The sequence below is a fragment of the Tenacibaculum sp. nBUS_03 genome, from assembly GCF_051201695.1.
Lineage (GTDB): Bacteria > Bacteroidota > Bacteroidia > Flavobacteriales > Flavobacteriaceae > Polaribacter.
This window is the reverse complement of the sequence record NZ_CP179214.1, coordinates 2,362,407-2,387,291: the sequence shown is the minus strand read 5'-3', so window position 1 is coordinate 2,387,291 and position 24,885 is coordinate 2,362,407. Positions and strand designations below refer to the sequence as shown.

Annotated in this window: 18 protein-coding genes, 1 tRNA gene and 2 pseudogenes; 10 read left to right on the top strand and 11 right to left on the bottom strand. The window is 29.4% G+C overall.

All coding sequences use genetic code 11. The annotated features are described in order from the left end of the window. Position 1: 1 nt before the first annotated feature. The 3 genes and pseudogenes from ACMFBB_RS11130 (at position 2) to purD (ending at position 3,468) form a co-directional block, all read left to right on the top strand. Positions 2 to 1,360 carry an exopolysaccharide biosynthesis polyprenyl glycosylphosphotransferase gene (locus ACMFBB_RS11130; protein WP_435260851.1) on the top strand — a complete coding sequence of 453 codons (1,359 nt, stop codon included), beginning with the start codon at positions 2 to 4 and terminating at the stop codon, positions 1,358 to 1,360. A 4-nt stretch (positions 1,361 to 1,364) separates the two neighbouring features. Further along, positions 1,365 to 2,138: a glycosyltransferase gene (locus ACMFBB_RS11125; RefSeq protein ID WP_435260850.1), complete on the top strand. Its 774-nt coding sequence runs from the start codon at positions 1,365 to 1,367 to the stop codon at positions 2,136 to 2,138. A 54-nt stretch (positions 2,139 to 2,192) separates the two neighbouring features. Further along, positions 2,193 to 3,468: pseudogene (gene purD, locus ACMFBB_RS11120) on the top strand (phosphoribosylamine--glycine ligase). 78 nt (positions 3,469 to 3,546) lie between these two features. On the opposite strand, the gene aspS reads toward purD, so the two are convergent. Then, positions 3,547 to 5,301 (bottom strand): aspartate--tRNA ligase, encoded by a 1,755-nt coding sequence (gene aspS, locus ACMFBB_RS11115; RefSeq protein ID WP_435260849.1) that lies wholly within the window; start codon positions 5,299 to 5,301, stop codon positions 3,547 to 3,549. A 99-nt stretch (positions 5,302 to 5,400) separates the two neighbouring features. Here aspS and ACMFBB_RS11110 point away from each other — a divergent pair, with 99 nt between their 5' ends. From ACMFBB_RS11110 to ACMFBB_RS11095, 4 genes are all read left to right on the top strand, one after another. Then, a complete protein-coding gene (locus tag ACMFBB_RS11110; RefSeq protein ID WP_435260848.1) occupies positions 5,401 to 6,702 on the top strand; it encodes a Kelch repeat-containing protein in 1,302 nt (433 codons plus the stop codon). 26 nt (positions 6,703 to 6,728) lie between these two features. Next, complete coding sequence (locus ACMFBB_RS11105) at positions 6,729 to 7,427, top strand: M50 family metallopeptidase (protein ID WP_435260847.1); 699 nt, start codon at positions 6,729 to 6,731, stop codon at positions 7,425 to 7,427. 103 nt (positions 7,428 to 7,530) lie between these two features. Then, positions 7,531 to 7,878, top strand: coding sequence for a HopJ type III effector protein (locus ACMFBB_RS11100; RefSeq protein ID WP_435260846.1), 348 nt, complete (start codon positions 7,531 to 7,533; stop codon positions 7,876 to 7,878). Positions 7,879 to 8,225: 347 nt separating this feature from the next. After that, the gene (locus ACMFBB_RS11095; RefSeq protein WP_435260845.1) at positions 8,226 to 9,962 is read left to right on the top strand and encodes a M28 family peptidase; all 1,737 of its coding nucleotides are present in this window, start codon (positions 8,226 to 8,228) and stop codon (positions 9,960 to 9,962) included. Here ACMFBB_RS11095 and ACMFBB_RS11090 read toward each other — a convergent pair. The 5 genes and pseudogenes from ACMFBB_RS11090 to ACMFBB_RS11070 all read right to left on the bottom strand — a co-directional run bounded on the left by ACMFBB_RS11090 (position 9,949) and on the right by ACMFBB_RS11070 (position 15,510). After that, positions 9,949 to 11,312, bottom strand: a pseudogene (locus ACMFBB_RS11090) (alanine/glycine:cation symporter family protein). The gene ACMFBB_RS11095 and the pseudogene ACMFBB_RS11090 sit on opposite strands and share 14 nt — an antisense overlap. Positions 11,313 to 11,406: 94 nt before the next feature. Next, positions 11,407 to 12,696 carry an aminopeptidase P family protein gene (locus ACMFBB_RS11085; protein ID WP_435260844.1) on the bottom strand — a complete coding sequence of 430 codons (1,290 nt, stop codon included), beginning with the start codon at positions 12,694 to 12,696 and terminating at the stop codon, positions 11,407 to 11,409. Positions 12,697 to 12,773: 77 nt separating this feature from the next. After that, positions 12,774 to 13,358 carry a Crp/Fnr family transcriptional regulator gene (locus tag ACMFBB_RS11080; protein WP_435260843.1) on the bottom strand — a complete coding sequence of 195 codons (585 nt, stop codon included), beginning with the start codon at positions 13,356 to 13,358 and terminating at the stop codon, positions 12,774 to 12,776. A gap of 317 nt (positions 13,359 to 13,675) precedes the next feature. Continuing rightward, a complete protein-coding gene (locus ACMFBB_RS11075) occupies positions 13,676 to 14,641 on the bottom strand; it encodes a succinylglutamate desuccinylase/aspartoacylase family protein (RefSeq protein WP_435260842.1) in 966 nt (321 codons plus the stop codon). Beyond that, positions 14,605 to 15,510, bottom strand: coding sequence for a RimK family alpha-L-glutamate ligase (locus tag ACMFBB_RS11070; RefSeq protein ID WP_435260841.1), 906 nt, complete (start codon positions 15,508 to 15,510; stop codon positions 14,605 to 14,607). The genes ACMFBB_RS11075 and ACMFBB_RS11070 overlap by 37 nt, the downstream gene beginning before the upstream one ends. Positions 15,511 to 15,784: 274 nt before the next feature. Between ACMFBB_RS11070 and ACMFBB_RS11065 the strand changes: the two genes are divergently transcribed. After that, a complete protein-coding gene (locus tag ACMFBB_RS11065; RefSeq protein WP_435260840.1) occupies positions 15,785 to 18,610 on the top strand; it encodes a WD40/YVTN/BNR-like repeat-containing protein in 2,826 nt (941 codons plus the stop codon). Positions 18,611 to 18,647: 37 nt separating this feature from the next. On the opposite strand, the gene ygiD is transcribed toward ACMFBB_RS11065, so the two are convergent. After that, a complete protein-coding gene (ygiD, locus tag ACMFBB_RS11060) occupies positions 18,648 to 19,328 on the bottom strand; it encodes a 4,5-DOPA dioxygenase extradiol (RefSeq protein WP_435260839.1) in 681 nt (226 codons plus the stop codon). After that, positions 19,312 to 19,518: a hypothetical protein gene (locus tag ACMFBB_RS11055; protein ID WP_435260838.1), complete on the bottom strand. Its 207-nt coding sequence runs from the start codon at positions 19,516 to 19,518 to the stop codon at positions 19,312 to 19,314. The genes ygiD and ACMFBB_RS11055 overlap by 17 nt, the downstream gene beginning before the upstream one ends. A 64-nt stretch (positions 19,519 to 19,582) precedes the next feature. Here ACMFBB_RS11055 and folB point away from each other — a divergent pair, with 64 nt between their 5' ends. Together folB and ACMFBB_RS11045 are read left to right on the top strand one after the other, a co-directional pair. Next, on the top strand, positions 19,583 to 19,945 hold the full coding sequence (folB, locus tag ACMFBB_RS11050; protein WP_299132561.1) for a dihydroneopterin aldolase: 363 nt from the start codon (positions 19,583 to 19,585) through the stop codon (positions 19,943 to 19,945). A 53-nt stretch (positions 19,946 to 19,998) separates the two neighbouring features. Continuing rightward, positions 19,999 to 20,069: transfer RNA gene (locus ACMFBB_RS11045), tRNA-Cys, on the top strand. Between the two features lie 155 nt (positions 20,070 to 20,224). Here ACMFBB_RS11045 and ACMFBB_RS11040 read toward each other — a convergent pair. Genes ACMFBB_RS11040 through ACMFBB_RS11030 form a run of 3 tightly spaced genes read right to left on the bottom strand, consistent with a single transcriptional unit; the run spans position 20,225 to position 24,825 of the window. Beyond that, positions 20,225 to 21,109 carry an rRNA adenine N-6-methyltransferase family protein gene (locus ACMFBB_RS11040; RefSeq protein ID WP_435260837.1) on the bottom strand — a complete coding sequence of 295 codons (885 nt, stop codon included), beginning with the start codon at positions 21,107 to 21,109 and terminating at the stop codon, positions 20,225 to 20,227. Positions 21,110 to 21,149: 40 nt separating this feature from the next. After that, entirely contained in the window at positions 21,150 to 22,388 is a 1,239-nt protein-coding gene (locus ACMFBB_RS11035) for a hypothetical protein (RefSeq protein WP_435260836.1), read from the bottom strand. Then, positions 22,360 to 24,825 carry a DUF2339 domain-containing protein gene (locus ACMFBB_RS11030; protein ID WP_435260835.1) on the bottom strand — a complete coding sequence of 822 codons (2,466 nt, stop codon included), beginning with the start codon at positions 24,823 to 24,825 and terminating at the stop codon, positions 22,360 to 22,362. The genes ACMFBB_RS11035 and ACMFBB_RS11030 overlap by 29 nt, the downstream gene beginning before the upstream one ends. Between the last annotated feature and the right edge of the window lie 60 nt (positions 24,826 to 24,885).

Sequence of the window (24,885 nt, the reverse complement as noted above, 5' to 3'; positions counted from 1 at the left end):
AATGGCAAAAAGATATTCAAAATATATAGATTCTCTATTTCTACTAACAGATATACTAATCATTAATTTAGTAGTATTTCTAATTAATGATGGAGAATATTTACAATTTCATTTTTTAGGTTATGCTTCATTTTTTTGGGTTGTGTCTACATTGTTTAATGGATTTTATAAGGTGTATCGCTTTACTTCATTGTTTAAAGTTTTAAGTCTTCTAACAATTCAGTTATGTATATTTACCTTAGGATATTTCTCTTATTTTTCAATTTTTAGAGAAGGAGAAATAGTAAACAATCAAGCAAATGTTTTATTTACTATATTTTTATCTATAACTATATTTAAGTTTTTTGGTATTTTTTTGTTAAAGAAATATAGAACTTATGGTAAAAACTATAGAAAAGTAATTGTGTTAGGATATGATAGCTCAGCTAAAAAACTAATTAATTTATTTAAAAAAGACAGAGAGTTAGGATATGAATATTGTGGTTTTTTTTCTGACGAGCCGCAAGGGGTAGTTAATGAGTATATAGGAACTATAGAGAGTAGTTTGAAATATGTTATAAAAAACCAAATTGATGAAATATATTGTTCATTAACTGAACTAACTGATAAACAGATAAGAAAAATAACAAAGTTTGCTTCAAAAAAAAATAGAGTTGTAAAATTAATTCCAAATGCAAACGAACTGTATAATAAAAATACTACTTCTGAATATTATGGAGATTCTACAGTAGTTTTAAAGGTAAAAAAAATGCCTTTTGAACTTACTGGAAATAGAATAATAAAAAGAAGTTTTGATATAGTTTTTTCATTGTTAATCTGCATACTTGTAATGTCTTGGTTGTATCCTATACTTTTTATTTTAATTAAAATAGAATCAAAAGGGCCTGCTATATTTAAACAAAAAAGAGAAGGATTATATGGGGGTGAATTTGTTTGTTATAAGTTTAGATCAATGCGTATAAATAGTATGGCTGATAAAATACATACTAGTAAAAATGATACTAGAGTTACAATGGTTGGAGCATTTTTAAGAAAAACAAGTTTAGATGAATTTCCTCAGTTTTTTAATGTTTTAATTGGCTCAATGAGTGTTGTAGGTCCAAGACCGCACATGAATGAACAGTCTTTTAAATTTACTAAAGAGGTTAGAAATTATATGAAAAGAAAATCTGTTAAGCCTGGTATTACTGGATTGGCACAAGTAAGTGGGTATAGAGGTGAAATTACTAATAGAATTGATATTGAAAATAGGGTAAGATTTGATATTTTTTACATTGAAAATTGGTCATTTATGTTAGATGTGAAGATAATATTTCAAACAGTTTTTAACGTTTTTAAAGGAGAAGATAAAGCATATTAGAAATTTGAAAAAAAAAGTAATCATATCAGCTTCAATTGTTTTGTATAAAGAAGATATTAATGAGTTGAAAAAAACCATTAATAGTTTTTTATCATCTCCTATATCAAAAAGATTATATTTAATAGATAATACAAAGAATTCTCAGTTTAAAAATGAATTCAAAAATGATGAGATAATATATATTGAAAACAAAAAAAATATAGGTTTCGGTAAAGGACATAATCAAATAATTGATATCATTACAAATTATTCTCAATATCATTTAATATTAAATCCAGATGTAGTTTTTAAAAAGGAAGTAATCCCTAATTTAATAACTCAATTAAATATTGAGACTAATGTTTCAATGATTGCACCTAAAGTATTGTTCCCAGATGGAGAGCATCAATTTTCATGTAGAAGATACCCTACTATTATTGAGCTATTTGTAAGACGATTTGGGTTGTTAAAACCCCTATTTTTTAATCGTATAAAGAAAGGGCAATACAGAAATAGAGATCTTTCTATACCATTTTACCCTGAATATATAACCGGTTGTTTTCAATTATATAAAACAAAAGATTTTGTGCAAATAAAAGGGTTTGATGAGCGCTATTTTCTATATATGGAAGATATTGATATCTGTAAAAAAATTGATTTTATTGGTAAAAAGAAACTGTATTTTCCAGAGGTAGAAGTATATCATATTCTTAAACAAGGATCTTCAAAAAAAATTAAATTACTATTTTACCATTTATCATCTGCGATAAAATATTTTAAAAAATGGGGAATAACTTAAAAACAACCCATTTACACACAGTATATTTGCATTATAAAATAACAACACACAACAATGAATATTTTAATATTAGGTTCAGGAGGTAGAGAGCATGCCTTTGCTAAAAAAATTTCAGAAAGTAATAAGATAACTAACTTATATGTAGCTCCAGGAAATGCTGGGACAGCTTCAGTAGCAACAAATTTACCCATAAACCCTACAAATTTTTCAAAGGTAAAAGAAGCTGTTTTACAACACGAAATAAGTATGGTTGTTGTTGGGCCTGAAGCACCTTTGGTTGAAGGAGTTCATGATTTTTTCTTGGAAGATAATGAGTTGAAAGAAATACCTGTTATCGGAACCTAAAAAAGATGGCGCCTTGTTAGAGGGAAGTAAAGATTTTTCTAAACAATTTATGGAAAAGCATAATATTCCTACTGCAAGGTATCAATCATTTACTAAAGATACTTTAAAAGAAGGTTTTTCCTTTTTAGAGACATTGACTCCTCCATTTGTATTAAAAGCTGATGGACTGGCTGCTGGTAAAGGTGTTTTAATTCTTAATGAGTTAGAAGAAGCTAAAGTTGAATTAGAGGAAATGCTATCTAATCAAAAGTTTGGAGAGGCATCATCAACGGTAGTAATAGAAGAGTTTTTAGATGGTATAGAACTTTCAGTTTTTGTTTTAACTGATGGTAAAAGTTACAAGGTATTACCTTCAGCAAAAGATTATAAACGTATTGGAGAAGGAGACACTGGATTAAATACAGGAGGAATGGGAGCAATTTCTCCAGTTCCTTTTGCAGATGAAGCGTTCTTACAAAAAGTAGAAGAACGTGTGGTTAAGCCTACGGTAAATGGACTGCAGAAAGATGGAATAGATTATAGAGGATTTATCTTTATCGGATTAATGAATGTAGATGGAAACCCGCAAGTGATTGAATATAATGTTCGTATGGGAGATCCTGAAACTGAAGTGGTATTACCAAGAATTCAGTCTGATTTAGTAGACTTGTTTGAAGGTGTAGCAAATCAAACTTTAGAGAGTAAATCATATGAAGTAACAAGCCAAATAGCTACTACAGTTATGTTGGTTTCTGGTGGATATCCTGAAGCATATGAAAAAGGAAAAGAAATAAGTGGTTTTGATACTGTTAACGATTCTATTGTTTTTCATGCAGGAACAACTGAAAAAGACGGAAAGGTTGTGTCTAACGGCGGTCGTGTAATGGCGGTTACTTCTTTTGGAGATTCTATAGAAGAAGCATTGAATAAATCATATGCAAGTATTGATAAAATTTCATTTGAAAAAATGAATTATAGAAAAGATATTGGATTTGATTTAGTGTAAAACTCAAATATCAATACGCAATAAAAAAACCTGTTCTAAATCTAGAACAGGTTTTTATTTTTAAGTTATGTAATGTATTTATTCTTTTACATTAAGTTTAATACTTAATTCGTCTAATTGTTGGTCATTCAAACTAGCTGGTGCATCAATCATTACATCACGACCAGAATTGTTTTTAGGAAAAGCAATAAAATCACGAATAGTTTCTTGTCCTCCTAAAATAGCTACCAAACGATCTAAACCAAAAGCTAAACCTCCGTGTGGTGGTGCACCATATTCAAAAGCATCCATTAAGAAACCAAACTGTTCTTTAGCTTCTTCCTCAGTAAATCCTAAGTGCTTAAACATAATTGCTTGAGTTTCCTTGTCGTGAATACGAATAGATCCTCCTCCAATTTCATTTCCGTTTAACACTAAATCGTAGGCATTAGCTTTTACTGCTCCAGGATCTGTATCTAACATTTCTAACTGACCTGGCTTTGGAGATGTAAAGGGGTGATGCATTGCATGATAATGCCCCGTTTCTTCATCTAATTCTAATAAAGGAAAATCAATTACCCATAACGGTGCAAATTCGTTTGGTTTACGTAAACCTAAGCGTTCAGCCATTTCCATACGTAAGGCACTTAATTGAGCCCTTACTTTAGTAGTTTTACCAGATAAAATACATATTAAATCTCCAGCTTTAGCTCCTGTAGTTTCTGCCCATTTAGCCAAATCTTCTTGGTCATAAAACTTATCTACTGATGATTTAAACGAACCATCTTCGTTACATTTTACATATACCATTCCTAAAGCTCCTACTTGAGGACGCTTTACCCAATCAATTAACTTATCAATTTCTTTACGTGTATAAGACGCTCCACCAGGTACAGCAATACCAACGACTAATTCAGCGTCATTAAATACTTTAAAATCTTTATGTTGAGCAATCTTATTCAGTTCACCAAACTCCATTCCAAAACGAATATCTGGTTTGTCATTTCCATATAATCGCATTGCATCATCAAACAACATTCGTGGAAATTTATCAACTTCAACACCATTAATTTCTTTTAGCAAATGACGTGTCATTCCTTCAAAAATCTCTAAAATATCTTCTTGTTCAACAAAAGCCATTTCACAGTCTATTTGCGTAAACTCAGGTTGACGATCAGCACGTAAATCTTCATCTCTAAAACATTTTACTATTTGAAAGTACTTATCCATTCCACCTACCATAAGCAATTGCTTAAAGGTTTGAGGTGATTGTGGTAATGCATAAAACTGCCCTGCATTCATACGTGAAGGAACCAAGAAATCACGAGCTCCTTCTGGAGTAGATTTTATTAAATATGGAGTTTCAACATCTATAAACCCTTTGTCAGATAAATACTTACGAACTTCCATTGATACTTTTGAACGGAAAATTAAGCTGTCTTTAACTGGATTACGACGAATATCTAAATAACGATATTTCATTCTAATATCTTCTCCACCATCTGTTTCATCTTCAATAGTAAAAGGAGGTAATTTAGCTTCATTTAATACTTCTAATGTAGTAACTAATACTTCAACATCACCAGTATTTATATTTGAATTCTTAGATTGACGTTCAATTACTGTTCCTGTAACTTGTACAACAAACTCACGACCTAAAGTTTTAGCCTTCTCCATTAACTCTTTAGAAGTACGTTCTTCATCGAAAATTAACTGTGTAATTCCGTAACGATCACGCAAATCTACCCAAATCATAAATCCTTTATCACGTGATTTTTGTACCCAACCAGAAAGGGTTACTTCAGTATTAATGTGCGATGCTCTTAACTCGCCACAAGTATGCGTTCTGTACATTGTATTCTTGTTTTAGAAGTTGCAAAATTACGGATTTTAACTTTTTACTTCAGAATATTTTATTAGATATTTAGGCATAATTTTTGACGCTTATTTTTTATGAAAAAATTGCTAATTATTTTACTGCTATTTCAATGTTATTTGTTGTCAAGTCAAAACAGAGTTTTGGTTCTTTTTGATTCAATCCAAAAGAAACCCATAAATAATGTTCATGTTAAATACAAAGGCAATGTATTTATTTCTGATAGTATAGGAAATGTTACCGTTCCGAATTTAGAAACAGGAAAGTTTTATTTTTCACATGTTAAATATTTAGATAGAACAATCGTTTTAAGTCAAAAAATAAATGACACTATTTTTTTAATTGAAGAAAATAATAAACTTTATGAAGTTCTAATTTCGTTCAAGAAGAAAAGAGAGTTAACCTTTGAAACGCTACCTGAGCTAGAAAAGGGAATACATAGTTTCGCATCTGTTTTGTATGAAGATAAAATTTATGTTTTTGGAGGAGACAAATCAATTTTAAAAGATGCAGCTACTATTGCTTTAAAAGAAGCTAGTGAAACAAATACTGCCATGAAAAGCTTTCTTCTTAATAAAAGTTTTATAAAGTATAGTAGCACGATATACGTCTATACTATAAAAACAAAAAGATGGTCAAAACTAAAAACCAAAATTCAACCTAAAGCAAATCATAAAGCGGTATTAATAAACGATAAAGTGTATTTGGTAGGAGGAAAAAAATTATCAAGAAATAAACAAAGAGAATACTTAACCAATGATATTGAAGTTTTTAATCTTATTACCAAACGTAAAGAGGAATCATTAAAAAATAAACATAAATCGATTAATCAAGGGGTTTCAAAAATTGGAGATAAAATTTTATTATTTGGTGGATCAATAAAACGTTTAAAAAGTGGAAAACAAAAGTTTTCTAATGATGTAACACTTTATGACACGAAACAAAACAAATGGAGAGTGTTGGGTAAATTGCCAGACCCTAAAGAAACGGAAAGTGTTAGAATAAAAGAAAAAGTTTATTTAATAGGAGGAAACAATAATAAGAAAATAGATAAAATAACTTCTTTTAATTTAAGAAGTGGAAAGTGGAGATTTGAGAAAATACTGCCGAAAAAAATGAGTAAACCAGCTATTGAAGTTAATGGAGATCAAATTTATATTTTTAATGAATCAAATTTTTATGTTTTTAATACCTTAAATTCTTCTTTAAAGGAATTTAAAATTAATTTATTATATGAATCTTGTGAGATGTTTTTATCTGAAGGTTATTTATATTTACTTGGAGGCTATAAAGTAGATCCTTTGCAAAGAATCCCTTCAAAGAAAATGTTTAGAATTAATTTGAAGGAACTTGAAACTACACGATATAAAATATTTTAAGTTAAAATATTAAAAATCAATTGAAAATGACCAAACAATTTAATTATATTATACTAGCTTCAGCTATTCTTATTTTTTTATTATTACAGCTACCTTATTTTACAGCCATTCAATATCCTTTTAGATTATTAGGAACTTGGTTTCATGAAATGGGGCATGGGCTTACTGCAATATGCACTGGTGGTAGTTTTAAGTACTTAGAAATTTATGAAAATGGTGGAGGTGTAGCATATTTTACTTTAACTAATAGATTTTTACCTTTAAGCCTAGGAAAAGCAATTACGGCTATCGGTGGTTTATTAGGTCCTGCAATAGCTGGTGGACTATTGATAGCGGGATCAAAAAATGCAAGAAGTGCTTCACTATTCTTACGATTATTAACTGGTATGATTATTATTTCGTTGTTTTTATGGATTCGGTCTTATTGGGGAATTATTGTATTAGGAACGTTTGCTGTTGTTTTTGTGGTAATAACATTTTTGAAGAATAAAAAAATAGAAATAGGAACTTTACTTTTTTTAGGATTACAATCAGTTTTTAGTAGTTACCTCCAGTTAAATTATTTATTTACTAAACAGTTTGAAAGAGGAGGTAAAATTCAAAATTCCGATACACAAGCTATTGCTGAGAATACTTTTGGTACGTATTGGATGTGGGCTATAATTATTATATTTATTAGTTTTTATATAGTAATTAAAAGTGTTCGATTTTATTTTAGAAAATAGAAATCTTATTTTTAACGAGACTAAAAAGTATGTGTAAATTTTCTATTTGTTCGTTTCTTATGTGTAGTTTTTGTTTTTTTGTATCAAAATTTATTCAATTTAAATGACTTTACAATCTTTTATAAATATACTAAAAAACACGCCTACTCAAATTGCGTTTTCAGAAACGATTTCTATCATTGAAACGTTATATGATTTTAATCCGTCAGCATTTACAAATGGAAATTTACAAAACAGTAAAACTGAAAATTTAGGGTCTTGTAAAGTAATAGCTTTTGGAATGAAACAAGGATTTACAAAAGAAGAAACCTTAGCGTGTTTTGGACACTATTACTTTAATGACGTATTGCAAAATCCAAATGGTACTGATCATCAAAATATACGTAATTTTATGAAGACTGGCTTTGAAGGAATATCTTTTCAAGATGAAGTTTTGACTAGTAAGAATTAAAAATTTTACTTGTTTTTGAGTTTGTTTAAAAATGTATACACTATAATATAAAGGGCACTACCTAATATAAAGTAAATTATAAACCCTTGCAAAAGTATTTTATTGGTGATTTTTACTCCTTCTATGTATGGAATTATTATGGCTGATATTAAAAAAAGAAGTATGCCAAAAATAATCCCTTTGGTAATATTTTTTTTCATGTCATTTAATCATTTTATGTTTTGATAAAAAACAAACAAATTACTTTCTTGTCAAAGATAGTACATTAAAAACATTGGCATATAGTTATTGAAAACAATCAGAAAGATCAATTTTAATAATGTATTTTTACTTTTTAAAAAATAGTTATGTTTAAAAATTTACTTTTCAGTACACTTTTCTTATGCGTTCTTATAAGCTGTAAGAAAGAAAAAGAAGTACAACTTTTAAATTCTTCAAATTATTTTGATATTCTAAATAAAGAATTTTCTGGAGATTTAGCATTTGAAACTACTTATTTTGTTGAAAAATACTGGAGAGTTGTTGGCAATACTGGTTTTAATAAAAGCGTTTATAGAGTTGCAGAACAATTAGAAAAATCAGGATTTGTAAATGAAGATAAGGCTACTCAAAGTGACATTTTAACCTATAGAATTGAAAAAAGACCTTTAAAAAGTCCAACCTGGGAATCAGTAAATGCAATAGTAGAAATTGAAGGAGAAAAAACCCCACTTTTACAGCATAGTACCAATAGAAATATGATTGCGATGAATTCTTATAGTACTCCCAAAAGAGGGGTGTTTGCTGAAGTTGTTTATGTAAAAGATTTTAATACAATCAAAACTATTGATGTAAAAGGAAAAATTATTTTCGTAGAAACCAGCCCTTACAGAGTTTTTGATGAGGCTATTGTAAAAGGAGGAGCACTTGGTATAATTTCGTACAGCAATCCTAAATATTTACAACCAGAAAAAAACTCAACTTCTATTCAATTTAGATCAATTCCGTTAAATGAAGATGTGAAATCATGGGGTATTGCTATGTCCTACAAAGCTAAAGAAAGATTAAAAACAAAATTATTAAAGGGGAAAGTTTTTTTAAAAGTAACCATAGCTACTAATATTTATTCATCTGAAGAATTAACAATAATAGCTGATATTAAAGGAAAAATTATTCCTAAAGAACGTTTAGTTTTTAGTGCTCACATTCAAGAACCTGGAGCCAATGATAACGCTTCTGGAGTTGGAGTGGCTTTAGAAATGGCAACGCTTACGGCGAAATTTATAGAAGAAAAAAGATTTGTACCTAATAGAACATTAACTTTTTTATGGGGTGATGAAATTGTTTCAACGAATAGGTATGTTGCAGAAGATAGTATTAGAGCTAAAAATATTAAATGGGGAATTTCTTTAGATATGGTTGGTGAGGATACTCAAAAAACAGGTGGAACGTTTTTGATTGAGAAGATGCCAGACCCTAGTGCAATTTGGACAAGAGGTAATGATAAACACACCGAATGGGGAGGTTCTAAAATGAAACTTAATCAAATGAAGCCTCATTATTTAAATGATTTTTTAATAGCTAAATTTGAAGAACAAGGTAAACGAGTAAATTGGATTGTTAATACCAATCCTTTTGAAGGAGGAAGTGATCATGTTCCTTTTTTAAAAGCAAATATACCTAGTGTATTGTTTTGGCATTTTACAGATCAATTTTATCATACAGATAATGATAGAATAGATAAAGTATCTAAAACGACCATGAAAAATGTTGGGGTTTCCTCGTTGGTTTCAGCTTACACCTTATTAAATGCTAATAAACGTACAGCAAAATCTATTTTAAAAACTATTGAAAGTAAGGCTGTTTCTAGACTTAAAGAAGAACAAAAACTTAGTGAAATCTCTCTTCTAAAAAGAGATTCATTAAATACCGAGATAGCTATTATTTCTGCATGGAATGATTGGTACATAAAAACAGCTAGAACTACTTTAGATATGGTCAATGATTCTACAGAACTTACTAAAAACATTGAAGAAACTCAAAAACGAATTAATTTAATGTCTTCTGAAATTATTGAAAAGCTAAAGCGAACTAAAAGGAATTAGTTTTCAATTTTTGAAAGTAAATAGTTGCAGCTTTTTTAACTTTAGGAGCTAATATTAATGTTGATATTATGGTAGGTATTGCCATTAAAGCATAAGCACTATCCATTAAATTAATTACGAACTCTAATTTAATAACAGAAGCTATTATTATAACTAGTATGTAAATATAATTATAGTACTTTCCAATCTTAGCGTTGGTTAGGTAACTTAAACAGCTATATCCATAAAAAGAGTAAGTAAACAAGGTTGAAAAAGCAAAAATTAATACACAAACAGTTAAAATAATGCTTCCTGAATTAAAAGGTAATACAGCATTAAAAGCAGCAAGGGTCATGGTGATTCCATCTTCATCAAAACCTTTCCAAATTCCTGAAGCTAATATGGCTAAAGCTGTTAATGTACATACTAATAAGGTGTCAATTGCTGGGCCAACATGGCTACTAAACCTTCTCTAATAGGTTCGTTTGTTTTTGCGGTTCCATGCATCATAGGAGCTGTACCTAATCCAGCTTCATTTGAAAAAGCAGCTCTCTTAACGCCTGTGATTATTAAAGCACCTAAAGCACCACCTAAAACAGATTTTCCTGTGAACGCATCTGTAAATATTAATGAAAATATAGAAGGAACCTCTTCTATTTTTATTGCTAAAATTGTAAGTACTGTTAATAAGTATACCACTACCATAATAGGTACTAATTTCCCAGCAACACTTCCAATTCGTTTAATTCCTCCAAAAATAACGGTAGCAACTATAATTGCTATTGAAATCCCTAAAATTAATTTGGCTGTAAATTCATTGGCTTTATTTACTTCAAAAACATCAACTAATGTTTGAGTAAGTTGATTAGCTTGAAACGCTGGAAGCGTACCTATAAGTCCTGCCAATGCAAAAAATACAGAAAGAGGTTTCCAGTTTTTTCCAAGCCCTTCGGTAATTACATACATAGGGCCACCCTTGGTATTTCCCTCTTCATCTTTACCTCTATACATTATAGCTAAACTACAAGTAAAAAATTTAGTTGCCATACCTACAAAAGCACTAACCCACATCCAAAAAATAGCCCCAGGTCCCCCCATGGCAATAGCAATGGCTACACCACTTATATTTCCCATTCCTACGGTAGCTGCAATAGCAGATGATAAAGCTTCATAATGTGATAAATCTCCAGGAGAGTCATGTTTATCATATTTACCTCTTAAGATAGCGATGGCGTGTCCCATATACCTAAAAGGAATTAATCCAGAGTATACAAATAAGTATAGTCCTCCACCTATTAGTAAAATTAATAATGGAATTCCCCATATCCATGAAGAAAATTCGGAAACTAAACTTTGAATACTTAGATACATATACTTTTAATTTTAGTCGAAGGTACTAAAATGTTTGTCAAAAAAAATGGGGATAATTGTTATTAAACAATTATCCCCATTTTATAGTTGTTTTTTAATTCATTAATTCTTCAATCTCATCAGCTTCGATAGGAATGTTTCTCATCAAATTAAATGGATTTCCATTTTCTTGCACTACTACATCATCTTCTAAACGAATTCCAAAGCCTTCTTTTGGTAAATATATTCCAGGCTCTACAGTAAATACCATGTTTGCTTTCATTGGTTCATGTAATAATCCATAATCATGAGTGTCTAATCCCATATGATGTGATGTTCCATGCATAAAGTATTTTTTATATGCAGGCCAATTAGGATCTTCATTTTGTACATCAGCTTTATCTAATAACCCTAACTCTAAAAGTTCTGAAGTCATAATTTTTCCAACTTCAATATGGTAATCAGCCCAAATAGTTCCAGGAACTAACATTTTTGTAGCTTCATTTTTTACTTTATTCACAGCGTTATATACTTCTTTTTGCCTATCTGAAAAGCGTCCAGAAACAGGAATAGTTCTGGTCATATCTGATGAATAATTTGCATATTCAGCACCTACATCCATCAAGATTAAATCTCCTGCTTTACACTGTTGATTGTTCTCTATATAATGTAGAACATTGGCATTATTTCCTGAAGCTATAATTGGCGTATACGCAAACTTTTTTGAGCGGTTCCTAACAAACTCATGAATGTATTCTGCTTCTATTTCATATTCCCAAACACCAGGTTTTACAAATCCTAATACACGTCTAAATCCTTTTTCTGTAATATCACAAGCAGTTTGAATTAAGTTTAGTTCAATATTATCTTTTACAGAGCGTAATCGTTGTAAAATAGTATTGCTTTTAGCTACGGAATGTGCAGGGTATTTTTCACGTAACCATTTTGTAAACCTATCTTCTCTAGTTTCAGTTTCAACATTTGCTCTATAATGTTCATTTGTGTTAATGTAGATAGTTTCAGCGTAGCTCATTAATTCAAACATTATTTTTTCAAGATCTTGTAACCAAAAAACTGTTTTTATACCACTAGATGCATACGCTTTTTCTTTAGTTAATTTTTCACCTTCCCAAACTGCAATATGTTCGTTAGTTTCACGTAAAAATAAAATTTCTCTAAATTCTGGTTTTGGGCATTCAGGAAATAATACTAGTATGCTTTCTTCCTGATCAACACCACTTAAATAAAAAATATCTCTATGTTGTTCAAAGGGTAAAGTACTATCGGCACTTACAGGATATATATCGTTTGAGTTAAAAACAGCAATACTATTTGGCTTCATTTGTGCCATAAAGTTTTTTCTGTTTTTAATAAATAAACCACTGTTTATTGGGTCATATTTCATGAGTTATAGTCTTTTTAGAAGTTATGTAGTGGTCAAAACTACATAAAAACAGTTTTATAATTTATAGCCAAATGGCACTATTTTATATTTTTACGAATTCTACTCATATTTCTGGTTGAAATTCCTAAAAAAGACGCTAAATATCGAAGAGGAACTTTTTGTAACAAATTAGGTTCGTTAATTAAAAGTTTTTTATAGCGTTTTTCAGGAGTAAGTGTTAGTAAATCGATACGGTAATCGTCGATTAAAAAAATTTGATTCTCTAATAAGTTAAAGTAAAATTGATAAAATGCTTTATTGTTTATTAAAAGTTTTTTAAAATCGTTAACATCAATAATCCATAGCACACATTCAGTTAGAGCTTTTATGCTTTTTCGAGAAGGAATTTCTTTTAAAAAACTTTGTAATGAAGTTGTGCAAGTATTTTTTAAAGCGAAATAAGTGGTTTTTTCTTCTTCATTTACTAGTATTGAATGCTGTAAAACACCACTTTCAACAAAACAAAAGTTAGTGGATATCATACCACTTTTAACAAAAAAATCATTTTTAGTAAGTTTTATTCTAGAAAAGTATGTTGTAATGTCTGGGATTAAAACTTCCAATGATGTATTTTTTATTGTAGTTCGTAAGTAGTTTGTAAAACGTAGTTGACTTTTAATCATTTTTAGTTTTTTGTTACAAACTAATGTAAAAAAAAAGATGCTCTAAATAGCATCTTTTTACCCTTCATTCTACTTTTTCTTTACTTGCCCATAACATTTTTGGTATTCACAATGATTATCATTAATAACTTTTACATTATCCAGTAACACTTCCTAAGGAATCGACAACAGAATTTTATAGATTTCCATAGAAGCTTTATTGAACAAACCAACTAGGTTTCCGCCAAGAGACCAGTTAGTAGCTAATAATTGATTTTTAGTTAAATGGATTATAAATTAACTAAAAAAAAATGAATAAAACAAATAAAATCAGCACTTTAAAGCTCTCCGATGTGAAATAATGCGTCTCCCATGTTAATTACGGGAAAATTGTTTTTAGCAATTATATATCCATTAATTGGTGATTTTACTGTAAAATTTGTTTCACCATAAGTATCCATAATGTGTCCTAATGTTTGTCCTTTTTTTATAACAGCGCCATTAGCAATTTTGGCAGTAAATAACCCAGCCACTTTAGCTCTAATCCATTTTCTTTTTCTTATAAATACACTTTGGTTGGTTTTTGAAATCTCAATATTTTCATTGATCATCTTAAAGTTTTTTAAAATACGTAATGTTCCGTTAATTCCTTCTTGAATGGCATCTTCGCATAAGCGTAATGATTCACCTCCTTCATATACAATTACTGGAATGTTGTTTTTATAACATTCGTTTCTGAAGGATTTCGGAATTAATTTAGAGCCAAACATTAATGGAGCATTAAATATTTTAGCTAATTCTAAAGCTCTTTTATCCTGTGGGGTAAAACGAATTTGAGGAAAATTACTTCTTTGAGCACCTCCGGTATGGAAATCAATGGCAAAATCTACATTTTTAATAAGTTCTTTCATCAAATAACGAGCCATTCTACTAGCTAAAGATCCAGTTTTAGACCCAGGAAAACTTCGATTTACATCTTTACCATGCATGTCACGGGAGAGGTTTAAAAAGCCAAAAACATTTAATAAAGGAACTACAATTACGCAACCTCTATTGATTTTATACCTTTTATCAATTAGCATTCTTCTAACTAATTCAATACTATTGGTTTCGTCACCATGGAGTCCTCCTTGTAATAAAATTGTTGGTCCAACTTTTTCACCATTAAAAATATATACAGGAATTTCTATATACGTTCCCGTTGGCAGTCTGTCAACAGGAATTTTTATAAGTTTAGATTTTCCTAAACCTATTTTTTCACCACGAATTAGTATTTCTTCGTTTTTGAATTCTTTGTTGAACATTTTTTCTCTAAATATTTAATAATTTCTTCAGCTACATTTACTTTAGTGAAAGCTTCTATTCCTTGTAAACCTGGAGTTGAATTTACTTCTATTAATAAAGCCCCTCTTTTTGATCTTATTAAGTCTACTCCTGCTACTGGAAGTCCTAAATAATGAGCAGCTTTTATAGCCATTTCTTTTTCTTTTGAAGTTAAATTAACTTTAGAGCCACTTCCACCTCTATGAATATTTGAACGAAAATCATCTTCTAATCCTTTTCGTTTCATAGATGAGGTTACTTTATCGCCAACTACAAAAGCTCTAACATCTTCGCTATTACTTTCTTTAATAAACTCTTGTAATAAAAAACTAGTGTTCATACTGTAGAGTGTATCGATAATAGATTTTGCTGATTTTTCAGTTTCTGCTAAGATAACCCCCATGCCATGAGTTCCTTCTTGTAATTTTATGATAACTGGAGCTCCACCAAGTAATTGAATTTGTTCACTAATATTTTCAGTATTTGCAGAAAAAACAGTGTCAGGAATTGGAATATTCTTTCGATTCATTATTTGTAAAGTACGGAGTTTATTTTGAGCTCTTAAAATTCCTAAGGATCGAGCGGTGCTAAAAACTCCATTCATTTCAAATTCTTTTACCACAGCAGCTCCATGACTTGTAACCGAAGCTCCAATTCTAGGAATAATCACATCAGGTTGATCAATAATATCTTCACCTTCATAAATAATTTGTCGTTTGCCTCCACTTAATTTAATAGAACACTGTGTGTGATTTATAATACTAACATCATGACCACGACTAATAGCTTCATCATAAATTCGCTTAGTAGAATAAATATGTTCACTAACCGAGAGAATAAAAATGTTCATAGATTTTAATAAGTAAAAGATTAGGTTAAAATTCTTTATTACTAGATATTCAAAGTGGTTGTAATAGATGCTTAAAAGTAAGGTTTAACCTTTAAAAATATCTATAAAAATTAAAAATACATGTATCATACTTACATGTGGACTTTACAAATCTAATATTTTTTTATTGTAGAAATACGATATTTCTCTGAAGGGAATCATAATTTCTGTTAATTTTTTTGAATTCGATACTAGTTATAGTAATTTCATAACCTGAAAAACCAAACTATAACCAATGAAAACGCTTTTAAAAACAATTTTAGCGTTGTTTTCTCTTACACTTTTAGGTCAACAACAAGTCTCAACTTCTGCGGAAACTATTCAACAAGCGCTCTTAAAAAAAGAAGAATTAAGTAAAATTTCTATTGTAAAAAACATTCCTTTCGAAAATATTGGCCCTACTGTGATGAGTGGTCGTGTTGTTGATATTGATGTAAATCCTGATAATACTACTGAATTTTACGTGGGCTACGCTTCTGGAGGAGTATGGTACACTAATAATAACGGAACTACTTTTACTCCTATTTTAGATAACTCTCCAACTCAAAATGTGGGAGATATTGCTGTAGATTGGAAAAAAGGTACTATTTGGGTGGGAACTGGTGAAAACAATTCATCTCGTTCATCATATGCTGGTATAGGTATTTTAAAATCTACAGATAAAGGAAAAACATGGACTAACGTTGGTTTACATGATAGTCATCATATTGGTAGAATATTAATTAACCCTAATAATTCAGACGAAGTTATTATTGGTGTAATTGGTCATTTATATTCATCTAATAACGAACGTGGAATATTTAAAACCACAGATGGAGGAAAAACATGGAATAAAACATTGTTTGTTAACGAAAATACGGGTGTTATTGATGTTCAACAGAGCCCAGATAATTTTAATGTTTTATATGCTGCTTCATGGGAGAGAGAACGTAAGGCTTGGAACTTTGATGGTGATGGAAAAAATTCTGCCATATATAAAAGTACGGACGCAGGGAGTACTTGGGTTAAAATTTCTAAAAACAATGGTTTTCCTGAAGGAAATGGAGTTGGGAGAATTGGTTTAGCTGTTTTTGATGAAAACACGGTGTATGCTTTTCATGACAACCAATTTAGAAGAGAAAAAGGAAAGAAGAAAAAAGGAAAGTCAAATGCTTTAACAAAAGACGATTTTAAAACTATGTCAAATGCAGAGTTTTTAAAATTAAAAGATAAAAAGTTGAATTCATATTTAAAAATGAATGGCTTTCAAGAAAAATATAGAGCTGAAAATGTTAAACAAATGGTAAGGTCTGGATCCGTAAAACCAATTGATTTAGCTAAATATTTAGAAAATGCGAACTCTCTATTATTTGATACACCAGTAATTGGAGCTCAGGTTTTTAAAACTGAGAATGGAGGAAAGTCATGGAACAAAACACATGAAGGGTATTTAGATGATTTATATTATTCGTACGGGTATTATTTTGGTGAAGTTAGAGTAGATCCTAATGATAAGAATGCTATATATGTTTTAGGAGTTCCTATTTTAAAGTCTAAGGATGGAGGAAAAACATTTAAGTCTATTAGTAAAGAAAATGTCCATGCAGATCATCAAGCGTTATGGGTGAACTCTAAAAAGCAAGGTCATTTAATTGAGGGAAATGATGGTGGTTTAAATATTTCATATGATGATGGGGAAAGTTGGATAAAACTTAATACACCACCTGTAGGTCAATTCTATTCTGTATATGCAGATAATCAAAAAAATTATAAAATATATGGAGGTTTGCAAGATAATGGAGTTTGGGTAGCAAATAATAACGCTAAGGTTAATAAAAGGTGGAAACAAACAGGTAAAAACCCATATGAAAGTTTAATGGGAGGTGATGGAATGCAAGTAGCCGTTGATGATAGAAACCCAAATATTGTTTATACAGGATATCAATTTGGTAATTACTATCGAATAAATAGAGAGTCAGGAAAGCAAACGTATATACAACCAAAGCATACGTTGGGGGAAAATCCTTATAGATTTAATTGGCAAACTCCAATTCAGTTGTCAAAACATAACCAAGATATTTTATATTTAGGAGGTAATAAATTACATCGTTCTTTAAACAAAGGAAATAATTGGGAAACAATTTCAGGTGATTTAACCCAAGGTGGTAAAAAAGGTAATGTAGCCTATGGAACTTTAACAAGTATTTCTGAAAGTCCGTTTCAGTTTGGGCTTATTTATGTTGGTTCTGATGATGGTTATATTCATATTACAAGAAATGGCGGAGGTACTTGGGAGAAAATTTCGAATACGTTACCTCAAAATTTATGGGTAAGTAGAGTAATTGCTTCAAAGCATAAAAAAGAACGTGTATATGTCACTTTAAATGGGTATCGTTTTGATGATTTTACTACCTACATTTATCAATCGGATGATTATGGTAAAACATGGACGAGTATCGCTGGAAATATTCCAACCTCTCCTGTAAATGTTATTAAAGAAGACCCAGAAAAAGAAAATATACTATATGTTGGAACCGATAATGGATTGTATGTTACTTTAAATAAAGGAACACAATGGCATTCGTTTACAAATATTCCAAGTGTTGCTGTTCATGATTTAGTAATTCAGCCTAAAGCAAAAGAATTAGTGGTAGGTACTCATGGAAGAAGTATATACAAAGCAAACATTACTTCACTACAAAAGTTAAAAGCTGAAAATGAAGATGCTTTATTTAAAATAAGAAATATTAGAAAAAGTTCTTATTGGGGGAACTCATGGAGTAAATGGTTAAAACCAAATACCCCTAAATTAAAAATTCCTTTTTATGTAAATGCAACTAAAAAAGTTACTATAAATATATTTAATGAAGATACTTTGGTTAATAGAATCGAAGTAGATGCTGAAAAAGGATTTAACGAAGTTCCATTCGATGTTTCTTTTTCTAAGAAAGGAAAGAAGGCTTATTTAAAAAAGCAAGAAGACGCGGTTCTTAAAAAAGCAAAAAATGGTGTTTATTATTTACCGAAAGGAAAATATAAAGCTGTAATGAATAGTTCCAAACAAACATTTGAAATAAAATAATAGTAAAAAAACCTTTCTTTAATTAGAAAGGTTTTTTTTAACTTATTTTTAAAGAGGTCATACTTATTTTAGGAGTTTGTAAAGAGTCGTTAAATAACTCAATATTTTCTCCTTTTTCTTTTAAACCCAATGTATAAATTAATGGATAATAATGATCAGGGGTTGGAATTGCTAGCTGAACCTCTTTTCCTAATTTTTGATAATCTAGTAAAGGATTGAAATCTTCATTTAAAATTAAGTTGTTTAATTTTTCTCTAGCCATATTTCCCCAATCATGTTTAGAGGTGTTACTATCCAATCGTTTTAAGTTATGCACAATATTACCACTACCAATAATTAAAACTCCTTTAGAACGAAGTTTAGTTAGTTTTTTAGCTAATTCAAAATGATACAGAGCAGGTTTGTAATAATCAATACTTAATTGTAGTACAGGAATATCTGCTTTTGGATATAAGTGTTTTAATACCGACCAAGCACCATGATCTAATCCCCAATCATAATCTAACTCTAGATTAGTGTTCGGTAAAAGTATTTTTTGTGTTTCTTTAGCTAAAGAGGAATTACCTTTTGAAGGGTATTTTACATCATATAAACCTTGTGGGAAACCACCAAAATCATGAATTGTTTTTGGGTTTTCCATAGCAGTAATTTTTGTTCCTTTAGTTAACCAGTGAGCAGAAACGCAAATTATAGTAGTAGGCTTATAATGTTTTTGCAACTTTTTTAAAACCTAAGGTATATTCATTGTCTTCAATAGCATTCATAGGTGTACCATGACCAAGAAAAAGCACTGGCATTTTAGGTGTGTTTGGTAGCACATCCATTATTTTTTCTAAATCTGTTATTGGCTTCATTGCCATTGATACCGATGATAACCCCGCTAATTTTAAAAACTTTTTTCTATTCAAAATTCTTTAATAAATTCAATGTTTTTGATAAAAATACAGCTATTTTTAATATACCTTTGTTCTTATGGGAATAATACGTGTAAACAACATTCGTTTGTATACAAACCACGGATGTTTAGATGAAGAAGCTAAAATTGGCTCGGAATATAAAGTTAATATAGAAGTAAAGGCTGATTTACAAAAATCAGCACAAACTGATGAGCTTGCCGATACTGTTGATTATGTGCACTTAAACAATATTGTAAAAGAAGAAATGGCAATACGATCGAAGCTATTAGAACATGTAGCAAAACGTATATTAGATAGAGTTTTTCATGAAATACCAATGGTAGATGAAGCTGAGGTAAGTGTTGCTAAAATTAACCCTCCAATAGGCGGAAATGTTGAAGAAGTTGTTATTGTTTTAAAAGATGTTCGTAAAAGTTAAAAAACATTTGGATTAAACAATAAAAAATGTAAATTTGCAGTCCTAATTAATTAGGTGTCGTGGCCGAGTGGCTAGGCAGTGGTCTGCAACACCATCTACAGCGGTTCGAATCCGCTCGACACCTCAAAACCCTGTAAATCTTTTGATTTTCAGGGTTTTTAATTTTTTATAAAAGAATATTTTATTTTTAAAAGCAGTTGTTTTAACTTATTTTATAAAAAAAAGAGCCTGTGAAATATATTTAGAGGCTCTTTTTTTGTTTTGTATACATGTGTGTGATTACGATAAAAAACAGCTTATTTTATCAAGTGAAGAACCATAATCAAAACTAAAATCAATATGGATTAAATCGCCAGCTTTAACATCTAGTGTGTTAGTTGTTTTTAATACGGTTGGAGGCATTAAACTATCAGTACCTGTAAAATTAGCTCCTTCACCAACTTCCACATACGATTCTAAATACAAGGCATTCACTTTTCCTGTAAATAAAACAGGAACAGAAAAGCTAAGCTTTACACCTTGTTTCTTTTCTTTTAACAATTCAATTTCATTTACCAAAAACTGTTGTGATAAAAACATTGGTTGGTGCCTGGTAAACATTATAGGATAATGATGGATATCTTCATCAATCTCTGCTTCACATAAACGAGCAAAATTTACAATTCTGTTAGGAAACAACTTTCCTTCAGGTTTTAAGTAATTTCGCATGTGCTGAAATATTTGTACTTGAAATTCATTAGCACAGTATATACTCATCAATTCACCAATAACATGATCTACTTTTTCAGGTAGTTCAACAGTTAAAGCATCTGCAAAAATAACTTCTACTTTAGCTGCCCATGGATGTTTGGCAACTTCTTCTTTTATAAATGGAATTAAATCAGGGTTATTTTCTATTAAGTATGCTTTTTTTACATGAGGCATGTATAATTTAGTTAAAGGCATAGTCCCTACTCCTATTTCACAAACCACAGCATCTTCAAAATTATTATTTAATTCAAAAGCTTTTTTAAAAGCATTTACTCTTTGCTCATCAGTTTCCATTATTTTATAATATACCTCTGGAAATCCATAATGAGCTTCATTAAAAGTTTGAGCCTCCAAAAGTCCGTATTTTAAACTTTCGTAATTATCAATAACTTTTTCAAATAATTCGTTATTCATTTTTAATAATTCTTTTCTAGTAAAACAGTAAAATTAAAATTTATTTTTTCTCCTGGCTATTCACATCTTTTAACAACCCTAAAGCAAAATACACTACCAATATACCACCAATAACAATACAAATCCACATAAAAATAGCAGTTTGCCAAAAGCTTTTGGCTTTAATAGGTTCTGTAGTTTTTTTAATTTTCAAAAAACTAGACAAAGCTATTTCTTTAATTACTTTAGTGTTTTCAGAAATAAAGTTTCCTAAATCGTATTTAGGTTTAGTCAGAGTGGTATCTATTATTAGATCGTAAATTTCATTCTTTTTTAAATTAGAAATAAGGTACTTTGGCTTTTGTAATAATTGAATATGCTCGATGTCTAACGGTGGGTTATCTTCATTTTCAATTTCAATAAAGAATTCTTTTTCATTTAAATTTGTAATAGTAAATGTGTTTTCGTTTTTGGCATTTAATTCAAAAGTAGAAAGTGTTTTGGTATAGATTTCTTCTCTTTTTTTTACTTTATGAATTCTTTGCACAAATACTTTTGCCTTCCTCAAAAAATATTCAGTGTTTATTTTAAATGAAATAGTATTTATTTTATGAGATTCTTCTGCTGAAAACTTAATACGAGTTAATTTTTTTTCTTTTAATAAAACGGTTTCTTTTTTATACTTTGCTAGTTTAGTTGAAGAAGTTTTAAAAAATTTGTTTTTGTAAACTCCAGCACCAATTACGTTGATAGGTAATGAGTTTTTATCGTTAAAAACAACTTTTATAAAGGTGTAGTTATTTAAAGGGAATGGAATGGTTTTTTTTACCGAAGTGTTGTTCGATGAGTTTATATTTGATAAGGTTTTATTTGAAACTAACCCATACCATTTTTTAGAATCATTACTTCCTAAAACACTATATGTTTTAGTGATTTTAGTATTAATAATCTCTAATACTAATTCTTCAAAAGTGTTTTTTGTTTTGTTTTTTACCTCAATGCTAGTAATAGAGTCTTTTATAACTTTATTGGAGGTGATTTTGATAGGATTAAAAACAGTAAAATTTTTATTTGATGGAGAAACAATAACATAAGGAACCTCATTATTATTAATATCTTTAATTCTTAAAGAAGAAAAATTATCATTGCTTGCCGAGCGTAATTCCGTATTGAGGTTTAATGTATGTAAACCATTATAGGTTGTTTTTTGCAACGTTCCTTTATAATTTTGACTAAAACTACTTATGGCTATTAAACAAGTTATAAAAAAACTATATTTTTTTATCTTCTGAATTTTCATCTACTACTAATTTTTTAATTTTTTGATACACAAAAGAAATAACTAATATTAAAATACCTAAAAGTATAAAAGCAATTATTTTTCCGGTTTCTGAAACATTTTTAATGTCGTATACAAATAATTTTAAAATTGTTAACCCTAATAAAGAGAGGGCGATGATTCTTAAGTTTTTCCATTGTTTTTTAATACCAATAATTAGAAAAACGAAAGAAAATATACCCCAAAGAATAGGGTATCCAATTTTTACAATTTGTATTGCAGTATTGTTTATTTGTTTATTTACATAATTAAATTTTCCATACCAATTATTTTCATTGTTAGGAAATTGAGTGGACATTTCAGAACTACTTACCGTGTTAGATAAATATAAACCATGAATCATTATTTCATTACTTAATATATATACTATTGCAAAAGTAAACAACCATGGAAGCCATTTGTTTTGCTTAGCATTTATGGTAAATAAAGAAGTTGTTGTTTTAAGTAATTGGTATCCAAAATAGATTAAACAACCCAAAATGATGTAGTGAAAATAAAAAGCGTAACTGTAAGTTGTGTTGTCTACAAGGTTATTAATAATTTCTGTTTTGGGTAGCTTGTAGAAGCTTACGATGTATAAAAAAATAGACATAGTGCTTACTATTAAAGCTCCTTTTGAAATATTTATTTTTTTAAATAAAGAAGCAACGTAAAGGATAATAGAAACAAACACAAAATGATACATTATTGGGAATGATAAGGCAGATGCCTGATTACTTATAAATTGATGTGCTTGATAGTTTATTTCTAAAAGACCCGTAAAATAGGTTATAACTAGGGTTGCTACTACTAATACATTATTATAAAACTTAATAGAGAGAGTGAAAAATTTTATGATAACCTCTTTTTCTTTTTTTAATAAACAATATGTTGTGAATAAAGAAATGCTAACAATAAACCCAGCAATAAATAAAGGATTAAATATTACAGTGAAATTTTCACTAGAGTAGTACCTTTCCCAGTCTATTAATAAACTAATAATAGTTAAAACTTGAACAATGATAGCTCCAAATTTAAAAGAACTAATCTTTGATTTTTGGGACAACCAAAATAATAATACAGATTCCAATGCCCAAAATAAAGTAATTTGGTTTCCTTCGAATTGAATAGGTATCGTTAATGTTACAAATGTAAGAGCTAAACCTATTAATAGGAATATTGCGTTTTTATCTAATCCGAATTTTTTGAATAAAATAATAGCGTAAGCTAAGTTATAAATAGCTAATAATAAAGTAAAAATCCCGGTGAAATTGGAATCGATATCTTTTAAAATAACCATTCCTATACCGAAAAATATGAATGTATTTGCTACAAAAATAAAGTACTCAATAGTTGAAAAAACACCTTTGTTTTTAAGGTTATTTAATACTATGGTAATGCTAAATATAAAATAAAAAAGAGTTGCAAAAAGTAAAGCTCCTTGATGTGAAAAAGAAGGTTCACCTATTTTTGAACCTAGCCATCCACTATATAGTAATGTGGTGAAAATAAAAGCCAGAATAGTAACTGTTCTCCATTTTTTAAAATAGGAAATCCCTAAAATTCCTATGTTTAAGATAGCGATGTATGTGAATAACACAGCATAGTTCCCTTCTCCTGTACTAACCATAAAAGGTGTTGCAAAACCACCTATTAATGATAGAATAGCTAGCTCTTGACGATCGTAAGAAACTGAAACAAGTGTGCTGAAAGCAGTTATAATCGCCATAATACTAAAAGCAATTGTTTGACTAAACAATTGGTATTCATGAAAGGCAATGTAAATGGTGAAATAAAAAATACTAATAGCTCCAGCTACTAAAACAGAGCTAAAAGCTACATAGTTTTTCTTTAATTTATGAGCTATTGTCATAACAAGAGAGCCACATAAAATACCAATACCAACTCTAGCAGGTTCATTTATCCAGTCTTTATCAATAGCGTATTTTACAAAGAAACTAATACCCAACACTAAAATTAGAATACCAATTTTATTAATTAAGTTTTCTCCAATGAATTTTTCTAAATCTGGATTTTTCTCTTTAAATACTTCAAACCAAGATTTTTTTGGGGCGGTTTTTGTTTTTTCTGCAACTATTTTAGGGGTTGATTTAATAGTTTGCTTTTCTTCAGGTTTTGGTTTTAAGTCAGAAGAAGATTTATCAGGAATTGTTTCAGGAACTATAGTTTTTGTTGGAACATTGACTGAAGGTTTCTCAATTATAGGCTCTGGTTTACTTATAACAGTATCCTTTGTGAGCTTTTTAGTTTCTTGCTCTTGAGATATTATTTTTTGTTGTAAAAACCTTATTGTTTTGTTAAGGGATACAATTGTATTTTCTAATTTTTCAAACTTTGTATTGATGTTTTTATTAATAAAATACAAGCAAAGCAGTATAACTAATAAGCCTCCAATCATAAACACATTTTTTTAAAATAGTAATTCAAATGTAGGGTTTTAATCTTATAGTATTTGTAT